Below are 20,539 nucleotides of genomic sequence, written 5' to 3'. Positions count from 1 at the left end.
TGAAGCCTCAGTCTTCGAGCGAAAGGTACAGTTCGTCGAGCGCCGCGCGCTCCCGTTCGAGGCGCACGCGCGCGGCCAGCGTGAGCGCCATCAGCACCAGGAAGGAGGCGGCGCACCACCAGAACGCGCCGCGCATGCCCGGCCCGAGCGTGGTCACCACCGACGTGGTCGGGTGGATCGTGCGCCAGATGTTGACCGACACGTACACGAACGGCACGTTGGCCATGCCGAACACGGCGAGCGCGGCCGAGAGTTTGTCGGCGCCCGGCCCACCGTAGCGGCGCACGAGCAGGTAGGCGACGAAAATCAGCCACAGCAGCAGCGACATGGTCAGGCGTGCGTCCCACTGCCACCAGACACCCCACGCCTTTCGACCCCACAGCGGGCCGGTGATGAGACCGATGAGGCCGAACACCACCGTCAGTTCTGCCGCGCTCAACGCGAGCCGATCGGCCAACGGCGTGTGTTTGTACAAATACACGGCGCTCGCGAGCCCGCAGACGAACACGCCAGTGAACATCACCATCCACGATGGGACGTGGTAGTAGAAGATCTTCTGGACGAGCCCCATCGTGGCTTCGTACGGCGCGTTCGCGATGATGATGGGGGAATAGGCGAACATCGCCGCCGCGACCACGACAAGAGGTAGATACAGCTTCTTCATGATGCTCTTTCAGCCCTGGCCCCTGACCCCTGACAGTATCAGTCCGTCATCACCGGCTCGAACACCCAGAACGCCAGCGTCAAGAACACGGCGTCGAACGCGCCGAGCAGCCCAATCCACATCCAGGCGGTCGGCAGGTCTGCCGACGGCTGGAGGAGCGCTGCCGTGCCCCGCACGCCGCCGATAATGACCGGGACCGTCACCGGATACAAGAGCACCGGCAGCAGCACGTCGCGGCTGCGCGCCCGGACCAGCATGGCGGCGAACAGCGTCCCGACTGCCGCATAGCCCACCGTGCCCACGACGACCAGGACGGCGAGCGGCAGCGCGTGCCGGACCACCGGGGCCTGGAACAGCAGCCCGACGATCGGGACCAGCACGAGTTCCACCGCGACCATGATCACGAGCATGCCGGCGAGCTTTCCGGCGTAGATCGCCGGACGATCGGCCGGCGCGAGCATCAGCGCGCGCAGCGTTTCGCTCTGCCGCTCGCGCTCAAACGTCCGCCCGAGCGCGAGCGTGCCCGCAAAGGCAATCGCGATCCACAGGATCCCCGCCGCCGCGTCCTCGAGCGCGCGCCCGTCCTTCACGAAGCTGAACGCGAAGACGAGCACGCACGACGCCGCGAAAAACAGCGTCGTGTACAGAATCTCGCGGCTCCGGAACTCGACCGTGAGATCTTTCCACAACACGAGGGCGACGGTACGGGTGAACGCTGCGATCATGATCTCTGTCTATCGGGAGACCGATTGCCGATAGATCTCCGACAGGCTCCCTCCCCCGTCGGCCGTCGCCACCAGCCTGCCCCCGCGGAGCAGCACGGCGCGGTCGAGCGCCGCGTCCACGGTGCCGAAATCGTGGGTCGCGACGAGCACGATCGCCCCGCCGTCCCGCAGCGCGCGCAACCGCTTCAGCATCGCCTCCCGCGCGTCCTCGTCCAGGCCGGTGAAGGGCTCGTCGAAGAGGACGAGCCGCGGCCCGTGCAGCAGCGCGCGCTCCACGGCAAGCCTCTGTCGCATGCCGCGCGAGAACCCGGACACGGCGTCGTCGGCGCGGTCGGCGAGCCCGGCGCGCGCCAGCGCGGCGTCGACGCGCGCAGCCACGCCGTCCAGCCGGTACAACCGGGCGAAAAACTCCAGGTTCTCACGCGCCGTGAGTTCGGGATAGAGGTGCAGGTCGTGGGCGAGCACGCCGATCCGCGCGCGCAGCGCCGCGCCCCCCTGCCGCGCCGGCGTCTCGCCGTAGCGCACCTCGCCGGTGCTCGGCGACATCAGCGTCGAGGCGAGCGCCAGCAGGGTCGACTTCCCCGCCCCGTTGGGGCCGAGCAGCCCGACCACTTCCCCGGCGCGGCACTCGAGCGACACTTTGGCGAGCGCCCGCCGGCGGCCAAAACTCTTGGAGACTTCGTGAAAGGTGACGCGGTCGAAATCCACGGTCAGGCGGCCGCGCCTTCGTCGAGATCGCTGTACACCCGCTCGAGGTCTTCCACGATCTGGTGGCGCCGCCGCGCGTACTGCCCGTCGGAGATCGATCCTGCGCGGTGACGCTGTTCGAGGGAGGCCAGCTCGCCCAGGAGCTTTTCACGGCGCGCCTGCAGCTGCTTCACGAGCCCGACTTTCTGGGCGGCGCGCCGGCTCGCCGTCGCACTCAGCCACGCTCCGCCGCCCAGGATCGCCGCCGCCAGCGTCAGCGCCAGGAATCGCGGCCACCGAGGATGGCTCGGCACGCCGTTCACCGTCACGTCGAGCGGTGTGCCCGCAGGGACCGCCTTCGCGTGCGCGACGAGCAGCACCTGCCCTTCGTTGGCCATCTCGCGCGTCTCGTGAAAGACCGCTGACTGCAGCGCGATGCCCGGCGCCTTTTTCGCGATGGACACGACGGGCTGCTCGATGCGCGCGGGGAACGCCTGCGTGAATCTCACGCGGCCGCTCGAATACGGCAGGCGGAACGCCGCCTGGACCATCGTTGCGCCAGGCGCGAACGGCCCCTGCACGCGGACCGTGCGGCCGGCAGCGGTCGCCGACGGATGCGACCCCTCGAGAATCGTGCTGCCGGACGTCCCCTCGGGCAGCTCGATCACGAATGGCGTCGCGGGCTGCACCGGTGTCTTCGCACCGTTGAGGATTTCCAGCAGGTAGTAGACGTCGGCCCCTTCTTCGCCGGGCTCGACGTGAATGCGCGTCTGGGAGCCGAGCGTGACGGTCCCGGGTTGCGCCGGCAACTGCGCCTGCCGGGCGGCCTCCTTCGCGGCGCCCGGATCGGTCGCCACGAGCATCAGGCGCATGCCCCCCTGGGGCGGTACGCGGAACGGCCTCGAATCCACGGTCTCGTCGCCCACCACCGCGCGGACCGTGACCGTCCCCCCGGTCTTCAGGCCTTCGAACGTCGCCCGTCCCGCCTCGTCGGTGGTCGCCGTCTTCTTCTCGCCATCAATCGTCAGCTCCACAACCTGCTTCGTGACGGCGTTCGACATGTCGCCACGCACGACGCGGACCGAGACGGTGCCGGGCGTCATCTCGGCCATCGGCAGTGGCGTGCCGGACATCTGCCGGGCGTCGGGCATCTGCGGCTGCGCTGAGGCGGGTGCAAGGGCGAACACGAGCGCGACGGCCGCAAGAAGCGCCCTCACGCGACACCCGCCAGCCTGACGCCGCACTTCTTGCAGAAGCGGGCGTCCGGGTCGTTGGTGGCACCGCACGCGCAGAAAAAGGGGTCGGGAGCCTTTGTCGCGCCCGCCGGCGGCTCGAAAGAGGCTCCCGACCTCTTCTTCAGCCTTTCAAGGTCCTTCTCGATCATCTCCCGGTACGACGTGCCCTGGTCGAGCAGCTTCATGATCGCGATGGCGCGCGCGCGCAGGCGCGTCACCATGTCGTTGAAATCCTCGTCGGCAACCTTGCCCATGGCGCGGTCGAACTCGAGCTCCTTGATCGATCGCAGCACGAGCGTCTTCTCGCGCTCGAGCGCCGCGCGCGAGCGCCGGCCGAGCGGCTCGCTCGTGAGCTCCGCGTTCGAGCTGACCAGCGGCAGCAGCGTCCGATGGAACGCCGCACCCACCAGGCCGGCGGCGGCAAGCGTGACGCTGATCAGGATCAGGTGCTCGGGCGTCGGCGAGGGCGCCATCAGGACGGCCACGGTCGCGGCCATCAGCGACGCGAGCACGAAGAAATGCCAGGGGCGGAACCCCGCGCCGGCATCTGCGGGATCCGCGTTGTGCGCCAGGGGGGGCCTAGTCGAGATCTCGGAGTTCATCGTCCAGCCTTGTGCTCAGGGATTGGTCGGCCTCGACGCGCGCCTCGGTCGCCCCGTCGTCTGCGGCCGCGCTCGCGGGCTTCCGCGACCAGCGCATGGCCATGGTCACGATGAGGCCCAGCCCTGCCGCGCCAAACACGTACGGCAGGAGCCAGGCGAGCCGGTTGAAGCCCTCGTCGATCGGCGCCGCGAGCGGCTCCTGGCTGCCGTACTTCTCGATGTAGTAAGCAAAGATCTGATCTTTCGTCCTTCCCTGGTCGAGCAGCGTCCTCACCTCGGCACGCATCTGGGCGGCGTAGCCGCAGCAGAAGTCGCCAATCTTCTTGCGGCCGCACGTGCCGCACATGCACACCAGCTCGCGCCACAGCTCCTTCTCGACCGGCGTGCGCGCCACTTCGACCGCGGCGGACTGCGGCGTCTCCACGTGCTGCGGCTCGGCGGCGGCGAGCGCCGCCGGCCAGAGCAGCAGCGAGAGCAGCAGCAGCGTGGCGGTGACGGTGCCGGCCGGCGCGCGCGCGGCGGCGAACGCGAACGTGCTCTCCGGCAGGAGCGCGATGCCGGTGCCCATCGCCATGACGGCGAAGCCGAACCAGATCCAGTTCACCAGCGGGTTCACGACGAGCATCAGCGTCGCCGACTGCGTCTGCATGTCGTACCCCGCGAGGACGACGTACACGTCCTCGGCGACGCCGCGACGTATCGCCACTTCCGTGGTCGGCTCCTCTTCGCGCTTGCGGAAGAAGTGCCGTCCGGGCTCCATCGCGCCGACCTGTTTCCCATCGCGAAACAGCGTGACGTGCCCCGTCACCATCTGCTTCTGCCCGTCGTCGGTGATGCGGATGCCGTCGTAGCGAACGGTGTAGCCGCGCAGGGTCGTCTGCTGGCCCGGCTTCATCAGCACCTGTTCCTCGGTCTTGAAGCCTTCGCCGGCAAAGCCGAGGAACATCAGCACGATGCCGAGATGAATGACGTAGCCGCCGTAGCGCCGGCGCGAGCGGGCGACCAGTCCGACGAGCGCGGTGAGGACGTCGGTGCCCGTTCCTCCCTGGCGCACCCGCGCGCCGCGCCAGAACTCCTGCGCGATCGTGCCGAAGACGAACGCGCTCAGCGCGAAGCAGAGCCCCGAGCTCCAGACCCGCACGCCGAGCGCCACGACCGCCCCGCCAACGACGATCGCCGAGACGACGGGCCACAGGAACTGCTCGCGCAGGTTGCGCACCGTCGACTTGCGCCACGCGAGGAGCGGGCCCACGCCGGTGAGGATCAGGAGGATCAGGCCGATCGGCGCCATCCACTTGTTGAAGAACGGCGGCCCCACGGTGAGACGCTGGTTCATCAGCGCCTCGCTGATCGTGGGGAACATCGTCGCGAACAGGACGAAGAACGCGGAGAAGAGCAGGACCCAGTTGTTGGCGAGGAACGCCGCTTCCTTCGACACCCACGAGTCCAGCTCGTGGCGCGACTTGAGCAGCGGGAGACGATGAATCACGTAGCCGAAGCTCACCCCGAGCATCAGCACCATGAAGACCGTGAACATCAGCGCCAGCTCGCGGTCCTCGCCGAAGGCGTGCACCGACTGCACGACGCCGGAACGCGTCATGAACGTGCCGAAGATCGTGAGGAAGAAGGTCACGATCACGAGCGAGACGTTCCACACCCGCAACATGCCGCGCCGCTCCTGCACCATCACCGAGTGCAGGAACGCCGTCGCGGTGAACCAGGGCAGCAGCCCGGCGTTCTCGACCGGATCCCAGCCCCAGTACCCGCCCCAGCCCAGCTCCTCGTAGGCCCACAGCATCCCGAGCACCAGGCCGAACGACAGCGCGAACCAGCTGATCATCGTCCAGCGGCGGACGGCCCGCAGCCAGGAGTCATCCAGGTAGCCGGTGATCAGAGCCGCCATCCCGAACGCGAACGGGATCGTCATGCCGACAAACCCGATGTACAGCGCCGGCGGGTGGAACGCCACGTAGAAGTTCTGCAGCAGCGGGTTCAGCCCGGCGCCGTCGGCGTGCGTCTCGGTCAAGTACGTCTCGAACGGGTTGTTGTGGATCACCATCAGGAAGAGGAAGAACATCTCCACGATGGCGATCGTGGCCACGACGTACGGGATCAGCTCCCGCTGGCGCTCGCGGTTCGAGTGGACCGCGATCGCGCCGAACACCGACAGCAGAAAGACCCAGAACAGAATCGATCCGTCGAGCCCTCCCCAGTACGATGCGAGCTTGTACGCCAGCGGCTGCGCCATGTCCGAGTAGCGCTGCACGTACTTGATCGCGTAGTTGTTCGTCACAAACGCATGCACGATGATGCCGGAGGCCAGCACCATCAGCGCAGTCACCAAGTAGAACGCGCCGAGGCCGCTTTCAATCAACCGGCGCGAGCGGCGGCGCGCCCCCACGACCGATGCGGCCGCGGCATACGCACCCATGACGAACGCGGCGAGCAGGACGAAGGTGCCGAGGGATGGCATCAGCTATTTTCCAGGCTCATACTTCGACGGGCACTTCGCCATCACGCCGTTCGGCGCCACGTCGAAGCCGTCGGGCCCGAGCGTGCCCTTGAGCACGACCTCCGAGCCGTCCTTGAACGTGTCGGGCACGACGCCGGTGTACCGCGCATCGATCACCGAGCCGTTGCTCTGAATCTTGAAGCGGTAGTCGAGCGAGTCCCGCCTGCGCAGGATCGACTTGTCCACGACGAAGCCGTGCAGCTGCAGCTTCTTCCCGTACCAACGGGAAGGCTCGCCCGACACCTCCTCGACGTGCTTGTAGTATTCGGTGCCGTCCCGGAGCGTGGAGTACAGCAGGCCACTGAAGGCGCCCACGAGGACGAGGGTGGTCAGAGCGATCTTGATAGCTCTTTGCTTCATAAGGACTTGTCGCTGCCGGCGTATCCGGCCATTTTACAGCACCCGGGCCTGCCGCAGGAGCCCGCACACGGCCGGCACAGGCAGCCCGACCACATTCGTGTACGATCCTTCGACCCTGTCCACGAAGCGCGACGCCAGGCCCTGAATGGCGTAGGCACCGGCTTTCCCGCGTGGCTCACCGGATGCAATGTACCAGTCGATTTCGCCTGCGCTCAGGGGCAAGAAGCGTACCCTGGTGATTTCGAGCGCCGTCCACTCGCCGCCCCCAACCTCGAGCGCCACCCCCGTCAGCACGTCGTGGACGCGTCCTGACAGGCGTTGCAGCATGGTTCGGGCCTCCGCGTCGTCCGAAGGTTTCCCAAGGATCCCGCCGTCCACGACCACCGTGGTGTCCGCCCCGAGCACGGGACTGCCGGATTTCCGGCGGGCCACCGCCAGGGCCTTATCGCGGGCGACCCGGAGGACGTAGGACTCGGGCGGTTCGTTCGCCAGCGGCCATTCGTCGATGTCGGGGGTCTCGACCGTGAACGGGATGCCGGCGGCGCGCAGCAAATCCGCGCGCCTGGGGGAGGCCGAAGCGAGCACGAGCATCACGCGAGTGTAGACTGAATGGATGCGTCGCAGCAGAAAGTTGACGCCGGTGCCCCAGTTCGCTGCGTCCGTACTGTCGGAGGTCATCCGCCGCCAACCACTCTCGCCCGGCAAGGTCAGCCTCGCCTGGCAGATGGCGGCGGGGCCGCAGCTCGCGCGCGCGGCCGACGCGGCTTTCGAGGCGCCCTGCACCATCCGCGTGCGTCCTAAAGACGTACGGTGGGCCGCCGAGATTGAACGCAGCCTCCCGGTGCTCACCGACCGGCTGAACGCACTGCTTGGCGTCCCGGGACTGTGTTTGGAGATCACGCCGGCCTAGGAGGCCGGCGTCTACACGTGCTCCTGAACCCTGAACCTGAACCTTGAACCCTGATATGCCCACCCCCGTCATCCTCTCGGCAGTCCGCACCCCGACCGGTAAGTTCATGGGCGTGCTGAAAGATTTCGAGGCGCATGAGCTGGGCGCCATTGTCGTACGCGAGGCGGTCGCGCGAGCCCGGATCCCTCCCGATGCCGTGACCGAGTGCATCATGGGCAACGTCATCTCCGCCGGACAGGGACAGGCGCCGGCGCGCCAGGCGGCGTTGCGCGGCGGCCTGCCCGACACGGTCGCGGCGATGACGATCAACATGGTGTGCGGCTCGGGCCTGCGGGCCGTGATGCTCGCGGCGCAGGGAGTCGCCGCCGGCGACATCGAGGTCGCGGTGGCCGGCGGCATGGAGGCGATGAGCCACGCGCCGTACCTGCTCCCGCGCGTCCGCGAGGGGCTCCGCATGGGGCACGCCGAAATCGTGGACTCGATGATCGGCGACGGCCTGTGGTGCTCGTTCGAGGGCTGTCACATGGGGATCTCCGGCGAGGTGGTGGCCGAGGAGTACCACGTCTCCCGTGCCGAGCAGGACGCGTACGCCGCCGAGAGCCATCGCCGCGCGGCGCACGCCACGCGCGAGGGATGGTTCAAGGACGAGATCGTGCCGATCGAGATCCCGCAGAAGAAGGGGGCGCCGATTCGCGTGGATCGCGACGAGCCGATCCGCGAGGACACCACCGCCGCGTCGCTCGGCGCGCTCAAGCCGGCGTTCAAGAAGGATGGAACCGTCACGGCCGGCAACGCGCCGGGGGTCAACGATGGCGCGGCGGCGGTCGTGGTCGCGAGCGAGGAACGCGCCCGCGCGCTCGGCCGGACTCCGCTCGCCCGCATCGCCGGCCAGGCCACGAGCGGGCTTGCGCCGAAATACGTGATGATGACGCCCGTCGACGCCGTGAAGCGACTGGCGGCGAAGACGGGCTGGAATTTGAAGGACGTGGACCTGTTCGAGATCAACGAGGCCTTCGCCGTGCAGGGGGTTGCGGTCACGCGCGAGCTGGGAATCGACCTCGAGCGCGTCAACGTGCACGGCGGCGCCGTCGCGCTCGGCCACGCGATCGGCTCGAGCGGCGCGCGCGTGCTGACCACACTGCTCTACGCGATGCAGCGGCGCCACGCCAAACGCGGCATCGCGGCGCTCTGCCTCGGCGGCGGGAACGGCGTCGCGCTCGCGGTGGAACGAGAATGAACGTCAACCACGAAGACCGCCAAGATCACAAACGCTGGGCACAAGGGAACGGCGATTTCCGGTGCCCTGCTTCGTGACCTTGGTGGTCGTTGTGGTGACAGTCCGGGCGAATTCCTCATGACCATTCAACGCATCGGCGTCATCGGCGCGGGCACGATGGGCAACGGGATCGCCCAGGTGTTTGCCGCCAACGGTTTTGAAGTCCTCCTGCACGACAGCTTTCCCGGCGCGCTCGATCGCGCGCGCAAGACCATCGAGCGCAGCCTTGGAAAGTTCGTGGACAAGGGCAAGATGGCCGCGGCAGACCGCGACGCCGCGCTCGGACGGCTGCACGCCGCGGCGACGCTCGACCCGCTCGCCGAGGCCGACTACCTCGTCGAAGCGATCGCGGAACACGCCGACGCGAAGCGCGAGCTGTTCGCGCGGCTCGACTCGCTGGCGCGGCCCGGCGTGATCCTCACCTCCAACACCTCCTCGATCTCGATCACGCTGCTGGGCGCCGCGACGAAACGTCCGGATCGCGTGCTCGGCATGCACTTCATGAACCCCGTGCCGATCATGACGCTCGTGGAGCTGATTCGCGGCCAGGCGACGTCCGCCGAATCGATGGCCGTCGCCACCGCGCTCTGCCGGCGCCTGGGCAAGACCGCCGTCGAGGCGGCCGACTACCCCGGCTTCATCTCCAATCGCATCCTGATGCCGATGATCAATGAGGCCATCTACGCCGTCATGGAGGGGGTCGGCACGCCCGAGGCGATCGACACGGTCATGAAGCTCGGGATGAACCATCCCATGGGCCCGCTGACGCTCGCCGACTTCATCGGGCTGGACGTGTGCCTGGCCATCATGGAGGTGTTGCACGGCGGCCTGGGGGATCCGAAGTACCGCGCGTGCCCGCTGCTGCGGCGCATGGTGGCGGCCGGACACCTGGGAAGGAAGAGCGGCAGAGGGTTCTACCAGTACGCGCCGGCGCCGGCCTAAAGGCCGGCGCCTACACGTACTGATCGAGTTGCTCCCGCACCTTCTGGAGGAGGACCGAGGGCCGGAACGGCTTGGGCAGGAAGGACGGCTCGTGCCCCTCTGCCCCGTGTTGCTTCAGCGCATCCTCGGCGTAACCCGACATGAAAATGCAGCGCAGTGTCGGCATCCGCTCGCGCAGGTGCGCGGCCAGCGCCGGCCCGCTCAGCCCCGGCATCACGACGTCGGTGACCAGCAGGTCGATCGCGAAGGCGCCCATCTCCAGCATCCCGATCGCTTCTTCCGCCGTGCGCGCCGCGCGCACCGTATAACCCGCCTGCTCGAGGACCTGCTGCGCGAGCGCACGGATCGCGTCGTTGTCCTCGACAACCAGGATCCGCTCCCCGTGCGCGTGCGCGGCGCCCGCGGCACCCGCGGGTGCGGACTGCGCCTCGTCGGTCGCGGCGCTGACCGGCAGGAACACCACGAATGAGCTTCCTCGCCCCGCCCGCGTGTCCACGACAATGTGGCCGGCGCTCTGCTTGATGATGCCGTAGATCGTAGCCAGCCCCAGCCCCGTGCCACGCCCGCGCTCCTTCGTCGTGAAGAACGGCTCGAACAGGTGGCTGCGTACCTGGGCATCCATGCCCTGGCCGGTATCGCTCACCGCCAGGGCGACGTATTCGCCCGGAGTCAACTCGGGCAGCCCGGCTCCACCCGGATCGTGCAGCGTGCGGTTGGCCGTCTGAATGACGAGGCGGCCGCCCGAGGGCATGGCGTCGCGCGCGTTCACCGCGAGGTTCATGATGACCTGCTCGATCTGCCCGCGGTCGGCGCGCGTCGGCTTGAGGCCCGGATCCAGCGCCGTGACCAGGACCACGTCCTCGCCGATGACGCGCGCGAGCATCTTGGTCATCTCGCTCACGACGGTGTTGAGGCTGAGGACCACGGGCTGCAGCACCTGGTGCCGGCTGAACGCCAGCAGCTGGCGCGTCAGCGAGGCCGCGCTCTCCCCCGCCTTCCTGATCTCGGAGAGGTCGTCACGCAGCGGATCGCCGTCGCCAATGCCCTCGAGCGCCAGTTCCGTGTACCCGACGATCGCGGTGAGGAGGTTGTTGAAGTCGTGTGCGACCCCTCCGGCGAGCCGCCCGATCGCCTCCATCTTCTGCGCCTGCCGGAACTCGGCCTCCAGGCGCTTGCGGTGCGTGATGTCTTCGAAGGAGGCCAGCCATCCCTGCGTGCCGTCGGGCAGCTGCACGGGAGATGGCTGCACGAAGGCATCGAAGCGATCGCCGCTGCGCCGCAGCACCTGCGTCTCGTAGCCCTGCGGCTCCACCTCGCCGCGCAGCAGCCGCGTGAACCACGCCAGCCGCGCGTCCCGGTCCTCCGGGCACCAATACGGGAACGGGGCCGTCAGCCCCACCAGCTCGCGTTCGTCGTAGCCGGTCATCTGGTAGAGGGCACGGTTGGCGTATGCCAGGCGCCCTTCTGAGTCGGTGATCACCAGTCCGACGCGGACGCCATCCTCGACCGCCTTGCGGTACGCATTCGCCTGTTCGATGGCGTTCATGGCCTCGCGGCGCTCGGTCACGTCGCGCGAGTTGATGATCGCGCCGATGACGCTTCCGGTCTCGTCGAACATGGGGCGGCCGTACGATTCCAGCCACCGATAGCCGCCGTCCTTGTGCAGGTACCGGTACTCGATCCTCTGCGGCTCGCAAAGGGACACGCCGCGCGCGAAGGCGGCGCGAACGCGATCCCGGTCGTCCGGGTGAAGCAGCTCGAAGGCGTCGCGGCCGACGATCTCCTCCGGTGCGTAGCCCATGATTCGCGGCGTCGCGGGCGACTGGTAGGTGATGACCCCCTTCACGTCGACCGTGGCGACCACGTCCGTGGCGTTTTCGATCAGGCTGCGGAAATGCCGCGCGCTTTCGCGCGACGCGTCCTCCGCGCGCTTCCACTCGACGCCGAGGCGGCCGGTGATATCCCTGGCGACCCCCTCAATGGCCACCAGCGTTCCAGGCTCGTCGCGTTCGGCGAAGACGCGCGTTTCCATCCAGACGATTGACCCATTCCGGTGGACGTAACGCATCTCCATCGCGCCGTCGAGATTCCGGCCCGCGGCGAGACGCGCGAGCGCGTCATCAAGGCGCGCGCGGTCGTCGGGATGCACGATCTTCCGGACGAGCCGCGGATCGGCGTAGTGCTCTTCGGGCGTGTAGCCAAGGATGCGCGCCGCCGCGGGGTTGATGTATTCGAACCCAGCCGCCGGATGGACGCGGTAGCGGAAAATGACATCGTGTGCGTGGTCGAGCAGGTCGCGAAACACCAGGGTCACCGGAGCAAGCCGGCTGCCGTCGCGCGCGGCGCGTTTTGGCAGGAAACGCAGGCGGTCAGGCGCGCGGGTGCGTGTGCGCGCCCAGAAGCGCACGCCTCACGCACGGGACTGATCCGCGACCGATCCGAAATGTTCATCGAGCGCTCCGCACAGCACGCGTCCACCACACAATCAGCAGGAGCGGAACCAGCAGCACGAGCTCAAACATCAGCGCACGCAGGTTATGCTCCCAGAAGCCAGTCAGCCAGTACCGGCGCGTGATGGACGGCATCACGGCGATCGGCGACATGAAGTACCCATCGGTGAGAGGCCAGAGCGCCATCACCCCAAAGGGAGCTGACGTATCCGCCCCCAGCCAATCCAGAAGGATATGCGACGCATAGGCGCATGTCACAGCGAGCGGCGTCACAGCGTACGCGGACCGGGGGGCGGCGCGCCGCGCTCCCCAGGCAATCGCGCCGGCGAGGAGCGCGGCCCCGACGCTGTGGGTCGGGCCGCTGTGCCAGCCGAACAGAAGATCGATGTCGGGCAGCATGCCGACGACCACCAGCACGAGCGCCTGGCGGATCCACGCGGGGTATGGCGCGTGCCCGGCGGCCCCCCATCCCGCGACCAGACCCCCGATGGCGTGCCCGACCGGGCTAGGCATATCCCGCCATCATGTCACATGAAAAGCGCTGAAAAAGCTGCGATCCCCGAACAGGAGGCGAAAGTCGCTGCCTGTCGCTAAGTTATTGCAATCTAACAATGTAGTGCCTATCTGTGGGTGTTTTGCACTTGACACTTTCGCCGGCACGCATCTAGAATGCACGAGTTTTCCTATGGCGACATCGCGCAGGAGTGGGGCGGACCTTTCAGCTCCGCCGCGCGGGCCTGAAAGGCCCGCGCCACAGAAATCGGGAGGATCAATGGACAGGGAACGACTCAAGGCCGTGGAACTGGCCGTCGGCCAGATTGAAAAGCAGTTCGGCAAGGGTTCCATCATGCGCCTCGGCCAGAAGGACGCCATCCTGCCCGTGGCGTCGATCCCCACCGGCGCGATCAGCATCGACTATGCGCTCGGGATCGGCGGCATGCCGCGCGGCCGCGTCGTCGAAGTGTTCGGCCCGGAATCCTCCGGCAAGACCACGCTCGCGCTGCAGGTGATCGCGCAGGCGCAGGCGCGCGGCGGCATGGCGGCCTTCGTGGACGCCGAGCACGCGCTCGACGCCCAGTACGCGAAGAATCTCGGCGTCGACCTCGAGAACCTGCTGGTCTCGCAGCCCGACAACGGCGAGCAGGCGCTCGAGATCGTCGAGGTGCTGGTGCGATCAGGCGGCGTGGACGTGGTGGTCGTGGACTCGGTCGCCGCGCTCGTGCCCCGCGCGGAGATCGACGGCGAGATGGGCGACGCGCAGATGGGCCTGCATCGAAGTCGAAGACGTGCCTGATCTTCATCAACCAGCTGCGCGAGAAGATCGGCGTGATGTTCGGTAATCCCGAGACGACGACCGGCGGACGCGCGCTCAAGTTCTACGCGTCGGTGCGGGTGGACATCCGCCGCATCGGCGCGATCAAGGATGGCGATCAGGTGGTGGGAGGCCGCACGCGCGTCAAGATCGTCAAGAACAAGGTCGCGCCTCCCTTCCGCGAGGCGGAGTTCGACGTGATGTACGGCCAGGGGATCTCGCGCGAAGGAGACCTGCTGGATCTGGGCGTCGAGAAGAAAATCATCGAGAAGAGCGGCACCTGGTTCGCCTACGGCGGCGAGCGGCTGGGCCAGGGACGGGAGAACGCGAAGCAGTTCCTCAAGGACAACCCGGACACCTTCCGCGCGATCGAAGAGCGCGTGCGGAAAGAGCTCGGGCTCGTTCCCGAGGAAGTGGCGGCGGTGTGACCAGGCCGCCCTACTGGTTGGTGAGGCTGTGGTTCTGCGAGGCGCCCAGCAGATCGTCGTAGTGCCCCCGCACGAGCCGGTAGCAGTCGCAGCTGATCCCCTCGAGGCCCTCGCGGTTCACGATCCGCAACATGCCCCGTGACGACTCGATCAGGCCGGCGCGCTGGAGCGCGCCAGCCGCGAGCGTCACGCTGGGGCGCCGGACCCCCAGCATCTTCGCCAGGAAATCGTGCGTGAGCGGCAGCGACTCGCTGCCCAGCGTGTCGGCAGACGCGAGCAGCCAGCGGGCGAACCGCTCTTCGAGCGAGTGCAGCCGGTTGCAGGCCACCCACTGCACGGTCTGCACGTAAAGCGCGTGGATGTAGCGCCCCACCAGGGCCGTCACCGCCTGGCAGCGCGTGACCTCCGACCGGAACGCGTCGGCGTCGATCCGGATGGCTTCGCCCGGCACCTGGGCAATCGCCGTCGTGTAGGCCGTGTCCACGCCAAGGTGGACCGAGATGCCGATGATGCCCTCGCGGCCGACCGTTCCCACCTCGACGGTGTCGGTATTGGCCGCCGGCGCCAGCAGCGAATACAGTCCACTAACGGGAAAAAACACATGGCGGATGGTCCCGCCGCGTTTGACGAGGATGCTGCGGAAATCGAGCTTGACGAGTGTCGCCCGCGCAAGCAGGCGCCCGAGTTCGTCCGGGGGGACCGCCGCAAGGATGCGATTTTCGCCTGCACGTGTCGACACGTCCTCAGCCATTGAAGAGCGGTCAAGCAAAGATCTGTGCCAGCTTTACAGCCGCGTTAGCGGGCGCGAACGAAGACGAGGATTTCACCCCGCCGGATAAGGCCGAGGTCCTGTCGGGCGATCGATTCGATGCTGATGGGATCCTCGCGAAGCCGGCGGGCCAGATCGCGAAGCTGATGGTTCTCGTCGCGCAGGGTGGAGATGCCGGCCACGAGCCTTGAATACTGCCGGCGGGCACGCCACGTCTCGAGCAGCCCGCGGTCGCCGACAACGGCGTTGACGAGGAGGATGAGGGCGACGAAGGACAGCGCCAGGTCGAGGCGCCGGCGCCGCCGCTCCCCCCGGCGCGGGATCGGCGGCAGCGCGGGTCCGCCGGCTTCCGCGTTGCGATCCACCATCGTGCGATGAGAGTAAACCATTTCCGGGAAAAGTACAAGAGCAAAAACCGAAAGAAGGGCATCGGGTAATTGGCAGTCGGGGAATCGCGGGCCGCGGGGATGCTTATGCTATGATCGAAATTCTGCCAGCCATGCGATTCTGAGCCCCGTGCCGAGGTAGCTCAGTTGGTAGAGCACGTGACTGAAAATCACGGTGTCGGCAGTTCGATTCTGCCCCTCGGCACCAACCTTCTCCTCGCGGGGCGGCCTGCTCGCGGCGCGTCGGGTGATTCGCTAAGCGACTCCGCATTCCCCAACACTTTGCGGTGATTGATCTTCTCCTCGCGGGGCGGCCTGCTCGCGGCGCCTCGGGTGATTCGCTAGACGGCTCCCCTTACGCTCCAGCCTTTGCGGCGCTCTTCTTCTCTTCTCCTCGCGGGGCGGCCTATTGCGACGCGCCGGGTGATTCGCTAAGCGACTCCGCATTCCCCTACGCTTGCGGCGATTGATCTTCTCCTCGCGGGGCGGCCTATTGCGACGCGCCGGGTGATTCGCTAAGCGACTCCGCTTTCCCCAACGCTTTGCGGCGATTGATCTTCTCCTCGCGGGGCGGCTCCAGGTGCGGTATCAAGGCAGGCCCTCCGTGAGCCGATAAGCTCTTTGTTCAGGCTCCTGTAGGACAGTCCAGCTTTGCGTTGTGGAAGGGCTTCAATTACCCTGAGCGCGGCTTTCGCGTGCGAGCCTGTTGCCCGTTCGTCGTTTGGCGGACCGTCGTCTTCTTGTGCCGAAGGCCCACCGAGCTGTCGAGGCGTCGGTCGAACAATGCGATGAGTATTTGCGGCAGAGTTTGAGGGACGCTGTGCCAAACGCCGATCTCTGTCTCGTGTGTCGAGTACTGACGCGACTCTGTGCATTACCGCTCGGGCACGTGTCGGAGACGATGCGCCCCCTTCCTGTCGAACGGGTCGCGGGAGTTCCGCCCGCGGTTCGTGGCGTCTCGATCATCCGAGGGGCCCCGGTGCCTGTTGTCGATGTTGCGTGGGTTCTTGCCGGTAAGGAATCCCACGCGACTCGGTTCGTCACGGTCAACACCGGCGACCGTCGCGTGGCGCTCGCCGTTGACACGGTGATCGGCGTACGACGCATTCGCAGCGAAGCGTTCGATGAGCTTCCACCGCTGCTCAGGGATGCCAACACCGACGTGGTCTCCGCCATTGGAACGCTGGACGCCCAACTGCTCGTGGTCCTCCGTAGTGCTCGACTTATTCCAGAACCCGTCTGGAGCGCCCTCGCGGCCGGCGGGGCCTCAACATGATCGCGACGTTTGCCACGCCTGACCTCGAGCGGTTCCGCGCGTTGATCGTGCGCTGTCTTGGTCTCCAGTTTGAGGATGCCAAGCTGGGCTTCCTTGCCGATGTTCTTCGCCGACGGCTCGACGCGACAAAAGAAGAACCGGACCTGTACCTGGCGCGGTTGGACGCGAAGGCCGTGCCGCATGAAGTCGTCATGCTCGCCCAGGAGTTGACCGTGGCGGAAACGTACTTCTTCCGCCACGTCGAACAGTACCGAGCGTTCGCGGAGGTTGCTCTGCCAGATCGCTTGCGCTACGCCCAGGCTGCAGGAGGTCGCCTGAGCGTCGTGTCGACCGGCTGTGCGTCGGGAGAAGAACCTTACTCGCTGGCGATCACGGTTAGAGACACCATCCCCGACCGTGTAGACGCCGTGTCGATTCTTGGAGTCGATATCAATCCCGCCCTCGTTGAAAAAGCGACGCACGGACGCTTCTCATCGTGGGTCTTGAGGGATACGCCGCCGGACGTCCAGCGCCGGTGGTTTCGAGCCCAAGGCCGAGAATTCGTTCTCGACCACACCGTGCGAAGTTCCGTACGCTTTGAGGTCTGCAACCTGGCCGACGATACGTCGGAGTTGTGGCGACCTCACTCCCACGACATCGTGTTCTGTCGGAACGTCCTCATGTACTTCGCGCCGGCCAGTGCACAAGCCTTGGTCAGCCGTATCGCGCTCTCGCTTCGGCCAGGAGGGTACTTGTTCCTCGGACACGCAGAAACACTGCGTGGTCTCTCCAATGACTTCCACCTGCGACACACGCACGGGACCTTTTACTACCAGAGGAAGGACCGCGCGGAGCTCGGTTCGGCCCTCCCCGCAGTCGTGGCCCCCCGAGCCATGTCGGCTGGCGAGCCGACGCCGCTCGCGGACTGGGTGGAAGGCGCGAACACGTGGATCGACACGATTCAGCGGGCCTCCGAGCGCATCCGGTCGCTCGTGGAGTCGCCGTCGCACGCAGGGTCTGCACCTGGCGCCTCGGGGTCTCGTCGAGCGAAGCCAGCGCGGGAGATCGGGCTCGTGCTGGAACTTCTCAGGGAGGAACGATTCGCGGAAGCGCTGGAGGCGGTGAAGGCACTTCCTCCCGAATCCGAACGGGACACCGAGGTTCTTTTGCTGCGGGCGGTTCTCCTGACACACGGTGGTCAACTCGCTGTGGCGGAACGCGCGTGCGAACGACTACTCGAGATCAATGAGCTCAGCGCGGAGGCACACTATCTGCTCGCCCTGTGCCGCGAAGGGGTTGGTGATCGGGCCGGGTCGCTCTATCACGATCAAGTGGCGGTCTATTTGGATCCCAGCTTTGCAATGGGGCACTTGCACCTTGGTTTGATTGCGCGCCGAGCCCAGGATCTCGCAACGGCGCGCCGCGAGCTCGAACAGGCCATCGCGTTGCTCGAGCGAGAAGACGCCTCGCGGCTCTTGCTGTTTGGCGGAGGGTTCACCCGAGATGCGCTCATCGGACTGTGTCGAGGAGAACTGCTTCGCTGTGGGGGGCGCCCGTGAGTGCCGACGGATCGGAGCCGGTCATGAGTGCCGGCGAGCTTCAACAGACGTTCGACAGAACCTTTGCTGAAGCTCCCCGTGCCGATGCGACCCCACAGGAGGATCTCCTCGCCATCACCATCGGAGGCGATCCCTACGCGATGCGACTCTCCGAGGTCGCAGGTCTGTATCCCGACAGGAGAATCACGTGGCTTCCAGGATCGGTGCCCGCGCTGCTTGGCTTGGTCGGCCTGCGAGGCGCCCTCCTGCCTGTGTACGATCTTCGCACGTTGCTCGGGTATCCGAAGGCCGCCACTCGTCGCTGGTTGGCGGTGATGGCGGATGGCCAGGTCGCCCTCGGGTTCGAGCAATTCGACAATCATCTTCGGGTGCCGCGTTCAGCCATCGCCGAGACGGGCACGGGAAGCGCCACAGGTCGACCGCAACCTGTTCGCGAGGTCGCGCACACCGACGGTCTCGTCAGACCTATCATTCATTTACCGTCTGTGCTTGAAGCGATCGCCGTGATGGCACATCACGCCGCACGGCCGAAGGAGTAACGACTGATGACTCGACACTGGACTTTTGGACAACGGATCGGCGCGGGATTCGCCGTGACAGTTGTGCTGGCCGTCGCGATCGGTGGTATCGCCGTTTATGCCCTGCGAACCGTCGTGGCCAGCAAGGATCGTGTGATCGATGTCGAAAGCGAGCGAGGCGCGCGCGTTCTTGCTGACTCGCGACGAGCGAGTTGCCGCCGGTGTGCGGGACGCGCGGGCACGATGCGCGCAAGCCATGGAGCGGCTCCGGCAAGACGTTCCCACCGAAGAGGGCAGGCGCCAACTCGAAACGATCGTGCGCGCTGAGGAGGAGCATCAGCGCGCCGTCGAGCAGGTCATCGCGCTCCGTCGCACCGACGCGTCGATCGATGCGGTCAGTCGTGCGTTCGACACGCACGTAGGCCCGCCGCGCGAGCAACTAGACAATGCCATCCAATCCTTTGTGTCGAGGGAACAACAACTTCTTCGGGAGGCCGAAGAGGCCTCGACGAACACTGCGTCGTCCGCGACAACTGCGGTCACCGTGATTACGGTCGTTCTCGTGGTCGGCGCCATCATCACCGCATTTGTCCTGACCCGACTGCTTGGCCGGCAAATCGGCACGGCTGTGGGACAGGTGCAGAGTTCGTCCTCGGAGCTGCAGGCAGCGGCGAATCAGCAGGCGACCGGTGCGAAGGAGCAGGCGACGGCGATGAACGAAATCAGCACCACCATTAGCGAACTCCTGGCCACGTCGCGCCAGATTACGGAAAGCGCCCAGCGCGTGGCCCAGATCGCCGCGGACACGGCGCGATCAGCGCGCGGTGGTGAAGACACGGTCGAAAAGACTCACGAATCCATTTCCGGGATTCGGCGACAGGTGGATCTCATCGTGAATCACATGCTCGACCCCGGCAAGAAGTCGCAGCACATCGGCGCCGTGCTTGACATTGTGTCGGAATTGGCCGAGCAGACGAACATCCTCGCCATCAACGCCACGATAGAAGCCGCCGGGGCGGGAGAGGCGGGACGCCGCTTCGCGATCGTCGCGGACGAGATTCGCAAGCTGGCCGATCGCGTCGCGGGCTCCACCAAGGAGATTCGCGGTCTCATTGAGGACGTCCGGAGCGCAGTCAATACGACGGTCATGGCGACGGAGACGGGGTCGAAGACCGTGGACGCAGGCACCAAGCAGTTTGATCAGGTTGCCGCGTCGTTCAAGCAGATTGCGGGTCTGGTCGCGACTACCACCGAAGCCGCACGGGAGATCGAGTTGTCCACAAAGCAGCAAATGACGGCCGTTGAGCAGGTGAACGTGGCCATTGCCAACATCGCCCAAGCGTCCAAAGAGACGGAGGCCAGCTCCAGCCAGACGCTCCAGACCGCCTCACAGCTTGCGGGTCTGTCAAAGGACCTGCTGCGACTGGTCCAGTCTCAGGCCGCTGCGTAGCACATGGCTCGGGACCAATTCCGATACTTTCGCATCGAAGCGCGAGAGCTGTTAGAGCAACTCGGGCAGGGTGTGCTCGACCTGGAGAAAGGTAGTCCGGGTCCCGATCTCGTGGCGCGTTTGCTCCGACTGGCGCACACCCTGAAAGGTGCAGCCAGGGTCGTCAAGCGACAGGAGATTGCCGATCAGGCACATGCGTTGGAGGACGCGTTGGCGGCGCTTCGTGAATCTGACGAAGCGGTTGCTCGTCGTCAGATTGATCTCCTGCTGAAGCTGCTCGATGACATCGGTGCGCGTGTCGCCACGTTAACGCCGGCGACGACTCCTGGGGCGGAGGCCAGCACCATCGCGTCGGAAGAACTTTTTCGTGCGTTCCGGCCGGACGTTGACGAGATGGACGTGCTGTTGAACACCATGGCGGAGACACACGGGCAGCTCGCCTCTCTGCATCCGATGCTGAAACGTGTGGAACGAGCCAGCCATCTCGCTGACTTGGTGC

The 20,539-nt window shown here is 66.6% G+C and carries 20 protein-coding genes, 1 tRNA gene and 1 pseudogene; 10 read left to right on the top strand and 12 right to left on the bottom strand.

Translation table 11 applies throughout. From position 1 onward, the window contains the following. Positions 1-7 precede the first annotated feature (7 nt). From ccsA (HYU53_09180) to maf, 8 genes are read right to left on the bottom strand one after another with little or no spacing between them, the layout of a single operon-like run. Positions 8-664, bottom strand: coding sequence for a cytochrome c biogenesis protein CcsA (ccsA, locus tag HYU53_09180; protein MBI2221366.1), 657 nt, complete (start codon positions 662-664; stop codon positions 8-10). 38 nt (positions 665-702) lie between these two features. Beyond that, positions 703-1,389, bottom strand: coding sequence for a heme exporter protein CcmB (locus tag HYU53_09175; protein MBI2221365.1), 687 nt, complete (start codon positions 1,387-1,389; stop codon positions 703-705). 9 nt (positions 1,390-1,398) lie between these two features. Further along, positions 1,399-2,097: an ABC transporter ATP-binding protein gene (locus HYU53_09170; GenBank protein ID MBI2221364.1), complete on the bottom strand. Its 699-nt coding sequence runs from the start codon at positions 2,095-2,097 to the stop codon at positions 1,399-1,401. A 2-nt stretch (positions 2,098-2,099) separates the two neighbouring features. Then, positions 2,100-3,293, bottom strand: coding sequence for a hypothetical protein (locus tag HYU53_09165; protein MBI2221363.1), 1,194 nt, complete (start codon positions 3,291-3,293; stop codon positions 2,100-2,102). Further along, positions 3,290-3,913 (bottom strand): zinc ribbon domain-containing protein, encoded by a 624-nt coding sequence (locus HYU53_09160; GenBank protein ID MBI2221362.1) that lies wholly within the window; start codon positions 3,911-3,913, stop codon positions 3,290-3,292. Before HYU53_09160 ends, HYU53_09165 begins: the two co-directional genes overlap by 4 nt. After that, a complete protein-coding gene (gene ccsA / locus HYU53_09155; GenBank protein ID MBI2221361.1) occupies positions 3,891-6,386 on the bottom strand; it encodes a cytochrome c biogenesis protein CcsA in 2,496 nt (831 codons plus the stop codon). Before ccsA (HYU53_09155) ends, HYU53_09160 begins: the two co-directional genes overlap by 23 nt. A gap of 3 nt (positions 6,387-6,389) precedes the next feature. Beyond that, entirely contained in the window at positions 6,390-6,785 is a 396-nt protein-coding gene (locus tag HYU53_09150; protein ID MBI2221360.1) for a cytochrome c maturation protein CcmE, read from the bottom strand. A 33-nt stretch (positions 6,786-6,818) separates the two neighbouring features. Next, complete coding sequence (gene maf, locus HYU53_09145) at positions 6,819-7,376, bottom strand: septum formation inhibitor Maf (protein MBI2221359.1); 558 nt, start codon at positions 7,374-7,376, stop codon at positions 6,819-6,821. Positions 7,377-7,398: 22 nt separating this feature from the next. Here maf and HYU53_09140 point away from each other — a divergent pair, with 22 nt between their 5' ends. The 3 genes from HYU53_09140 (at position 7,399) to HYU53_09130 (ending at position 9,913) form a co-directional block, all read left to right on the top strand. Next, positions 7,399-7,695 carry a DUF721 domain-containing protein gene (locus tag HYU53_09140; GenBank protein ID MBI2221358.1) on the top strand — a complete coding sequence of 99 codons (297 nt, stop codon included), beginning with the start codon at positions 7,399-7,401 and terminating at the stop codon, positions 7,693-7,695. A 55-nt stretch (positions 7,696-7,750) separates the two neighbouring features. Continuing rightward, entirely contained in the window at positions 7,751-8,932 is a 1,182-nt protein-coding gene (locus HYU53_09135) for an acetyl-CoA C-acetyltransferase (GenBank protein MBI2221357.1), read from the top strand. Between the two features lie 117 nt (positions 8,933-9,049). Then, positions 9,050-9,913 carry a 3-hydroxybutyryl-CoA dehydrogenase gene (locus tag HYU53_09130; protein ID MBI2221356.1) on the top strand — a complete coding sequence of 288 codons (864 nt, stop codon included), beginning with the start codon at positions 9,050-9,052 and terminating at the stop codon, positions 9,911-9,913. A gap of 10 nt (positions 9,914-9,923) precedes the next feature. Here the strand turns inward: HYU53_09130 and HYU53_09125 are convergent, their stop codons facing one another. Further along, positions 9,924-12,227 carry a PAS domain S-box protein gene (locus tag HYU53_09125; protein MBI2221355.1) on the bottom strand — a complete coding sequence of 768 codons (2,304 nt, stop codon included), beginning with the start codon at positions 12,225-12,227 and terminating at the stop codon, positions 9,924-9,926. A gap of 133 nt (positions 12,228-12,360) precedes the next feature. Continuing rightward, positions 12,361-12,876 carry a metal-dependent hydrolase gene (locus tag HYU53_09120; protein ID MBI2221354.1) on the bottom strand — a complete coding sequence of 172 codons (516 nt, stop codon included), beginning with the start codon at positions 12,874-12,876 and terminating at the stop codon, positions 12,361-12,363. A 259-nt stretch (positions 12,877-13,135) separates the two neighbouring features. On the opposite strand from HYU53_09120, the pseudogene recA reads away from it, so the two are divergent. Continuing rightward, positions 13,136-14,103, top strand: a pseudogene (gene recA, locus HYU53_09115) (recombinase RecA). A 10-nt stretch (positions 14,104-14,113) separates the two neighbouring features. Here the strand turns inward: recA and HYU53_09110 are convergent. Further along, positions 14,114-14,842, bottom strand: a complete 729-nt coding sequence (locus HYU53_09110; GenBank protein MBI2221353.1) for a Crp/Fnr family transcriptional regulator — start codon at positions 14,840-14,842, stop codon at positions 14,114-14,116. Positions 14,843-14,898: 56 nt separating this feature from the next. Then, complete coding sequence (locus HYU53_09105) at positions 14,899-15,261, bottom strand: septum formation initiator family protein (protein ID MBI2221352.1); 363 nt, start codon at positions 15,259-15,261, stop codon at positions 14,899-14,901. Positions 15,262-15,390: 129 nt separating this feature from the next. Between HYU53_09105 and HYU53_09100 the strand changes: the two genes are divergently transcribed. From HYU53_09100 to HYU53_09075, 6 genes are all read left to right on the top strand, one after another. Then, positions 15,391-15,466: transfer RNA gene (locus tag HYU53_09100), tRNA-Phe, on the top strand. Positions 15,467-16,078: 612 nt separating this feature from the next. Next, entirely contained in the window at positions 16,079-16,534 is a 456-nt protein-coding gene (locus tag HYU53_09095; GenBank protein ID MBI2221351.1) for a purine-binding chemotaxis protein CheW, read from the top strand. Then, entirely contained in the window at positions 16,531-18,072 is a 1,542-nt protein-coding gene (locus tag HYU53_09090; GenBank protein ID MBI2221350.1) for a protein-glutamate O-methyltransferase, read from the top strand. Before HYU53_09095 ends, HYU53_09090 begins: the two co-directional genes overlap by 4 nt. 23 nt (positions 18,073-18,095) lie before the next feature. Further along, positions 18,096-18,611 (top strand): chemotaxis protein CheW, encoded by a 516-nt coding sequence (locus HYU53_09085; protein MBI2221349.1) that lies wholly within the window; start codon positions 18,096-18,098, stop codon positions 18,609-18,611. Positions 18,612-18,750: 139 nt separating this feature from the next. Beyond that, the gene (locus HYU53_09080; protein MBI2221348.1) at positions 18,751-20,040 is read left to right on the top strand and encodes a CHASE3 domain-containing protein; all 1,290 of its coding nucleotides are present in this window, start codon (positions 18,751-18,753) and stop codon (positions 20,038-20,040) included. Positions 20,041-20,043: 3 nt separating this feature from the next. Next, on the top strand, positions 20,044-20,539 hold a 496-nt coding region (locus HYU53_09075; GenBank protein MBI2221347.1), incomplete at its 3' end, for an Hpt domain-containing protein.

It is taken from the genome of Acidobacteriota bacterium (genome assembly GCA_016184105.1).
Taxonomy (GTDB): domain Bacteria; phylum Acidobacteriota; class Vicinamibacteria; order Vicinamibacterales; family 2-12-FULL-66-21; genus JACPDI01.
The sequence above is the reverse complement of the archived record's forward strand: the minus strand, read 5'-3'. Positions and strand labels throughout refer to the sequence as shown.

What these genes read in the sequence shown, in the direction of transcription:
- HYU53_09105 (MBI2221352.1), bottom strand. Translation starts at nt 15,261, where the DNA reads ATGGTTTACTCTCATCGCACGATGGTGGATCGCAACGCGGAAGCCGGC.
- ccsA (MBI2221361.1), bottom strand. Translation starts at nt 6,386, where the DNA reads ATGCCATCCCTCGGCACCTTCGTCCTGCTCGCCGCGTTCGTCATGGGT.
- HYU53_09160 (MBI2221362.1), bottom strand. Translation starts at nt 3,913, where the DNA reads ATGAACTCCGAGATCTCGACTAGGCCCCCCCTGGCGCACAACGCGGAT.
- HYU53_09120 (MBI2221354.1), bottom strand. Translation starts at nt 12,876, where the DNA reads ATGCCTAGCCCGGTCGGGCACGCCATCGGGGGTCTGGTCGCGGGATGG.
- HYU53_09085 (MBI2221349.1), top strand. Translation starts at nt 18,096, where the DNA reads ATGAGTGCCGGCGAGCTTCAACAGACGTTCGACAGAACCTTTGCTGAA.
- HYU53_09080 (MBI2221348.1), top strand. Translation starts at nt 18,751, where the DNA reads ATGTCGAAAGCGAGCGAGGCGCGCGCGTTCTTGCTGACTCGCGACGAG.
- HYU53_09090 (MBI2221350.1), top strand. Translation starts at nt 16,531, where the DNA reads ATGATCGCGACGTTTGCCACGCCTGACCTCGAGCGGTTCCGCGCGTTG.
- maf (MBI2221359.1), bottom strand. Translation starts at nt 7,376, where the DNA reads ATGCTCGTGCTCGCTTCGGCCTCCCCCAGGCGCGCGGATTTGCTGCGC.
- ccsA (MBI2221366.1), bottom strand. Translation starts at nt 664, where the DNA reads ATGAAGAAGCTGTATCTACCTCTTGTCGTGGTCGCGGCGGCGATGTTC.
- HYU53_09175 (MBI2221365.1), bottom strand. Translation starts at nt 1,389, where the DNA reads ATGATCGCAGCGTTCACCCGTACCGTCGCCCTCGTGTTGTGGAAAGAT.
- HYU53_09140 (MBI2221358.1), top strand. Translation starts at nt 7,399, where the DNA reads ATGCGTCGCAGCAGAAAGTTGACGCCGGTGCCCCAGTTCGCTGCGTCC.
- HYU53_09150 (MBI2221360.1), bottom strand. Translation starts at nt 6,785, where the DNA reads ATGAAGCAAAGAGCTATCAAGATCGCTCTGACCACCCTCGTCCTCGTG.
- HYU53_09135 (MBI2221357.1), top strand. Translation starts at nt 7,751, where the DNA reads ATGCCCACCCCCGTCATCCTCTCGGCAGTCCGCACCCCGACCGGTAAG.
- HYU53_09130 (MBI2221356.1), top strand. Translation starts at nt 9,050, where the DNA reads ATGACCATTCAACGCATCGGCGTCATCGGCGCGGGCACGATGGGCAAC.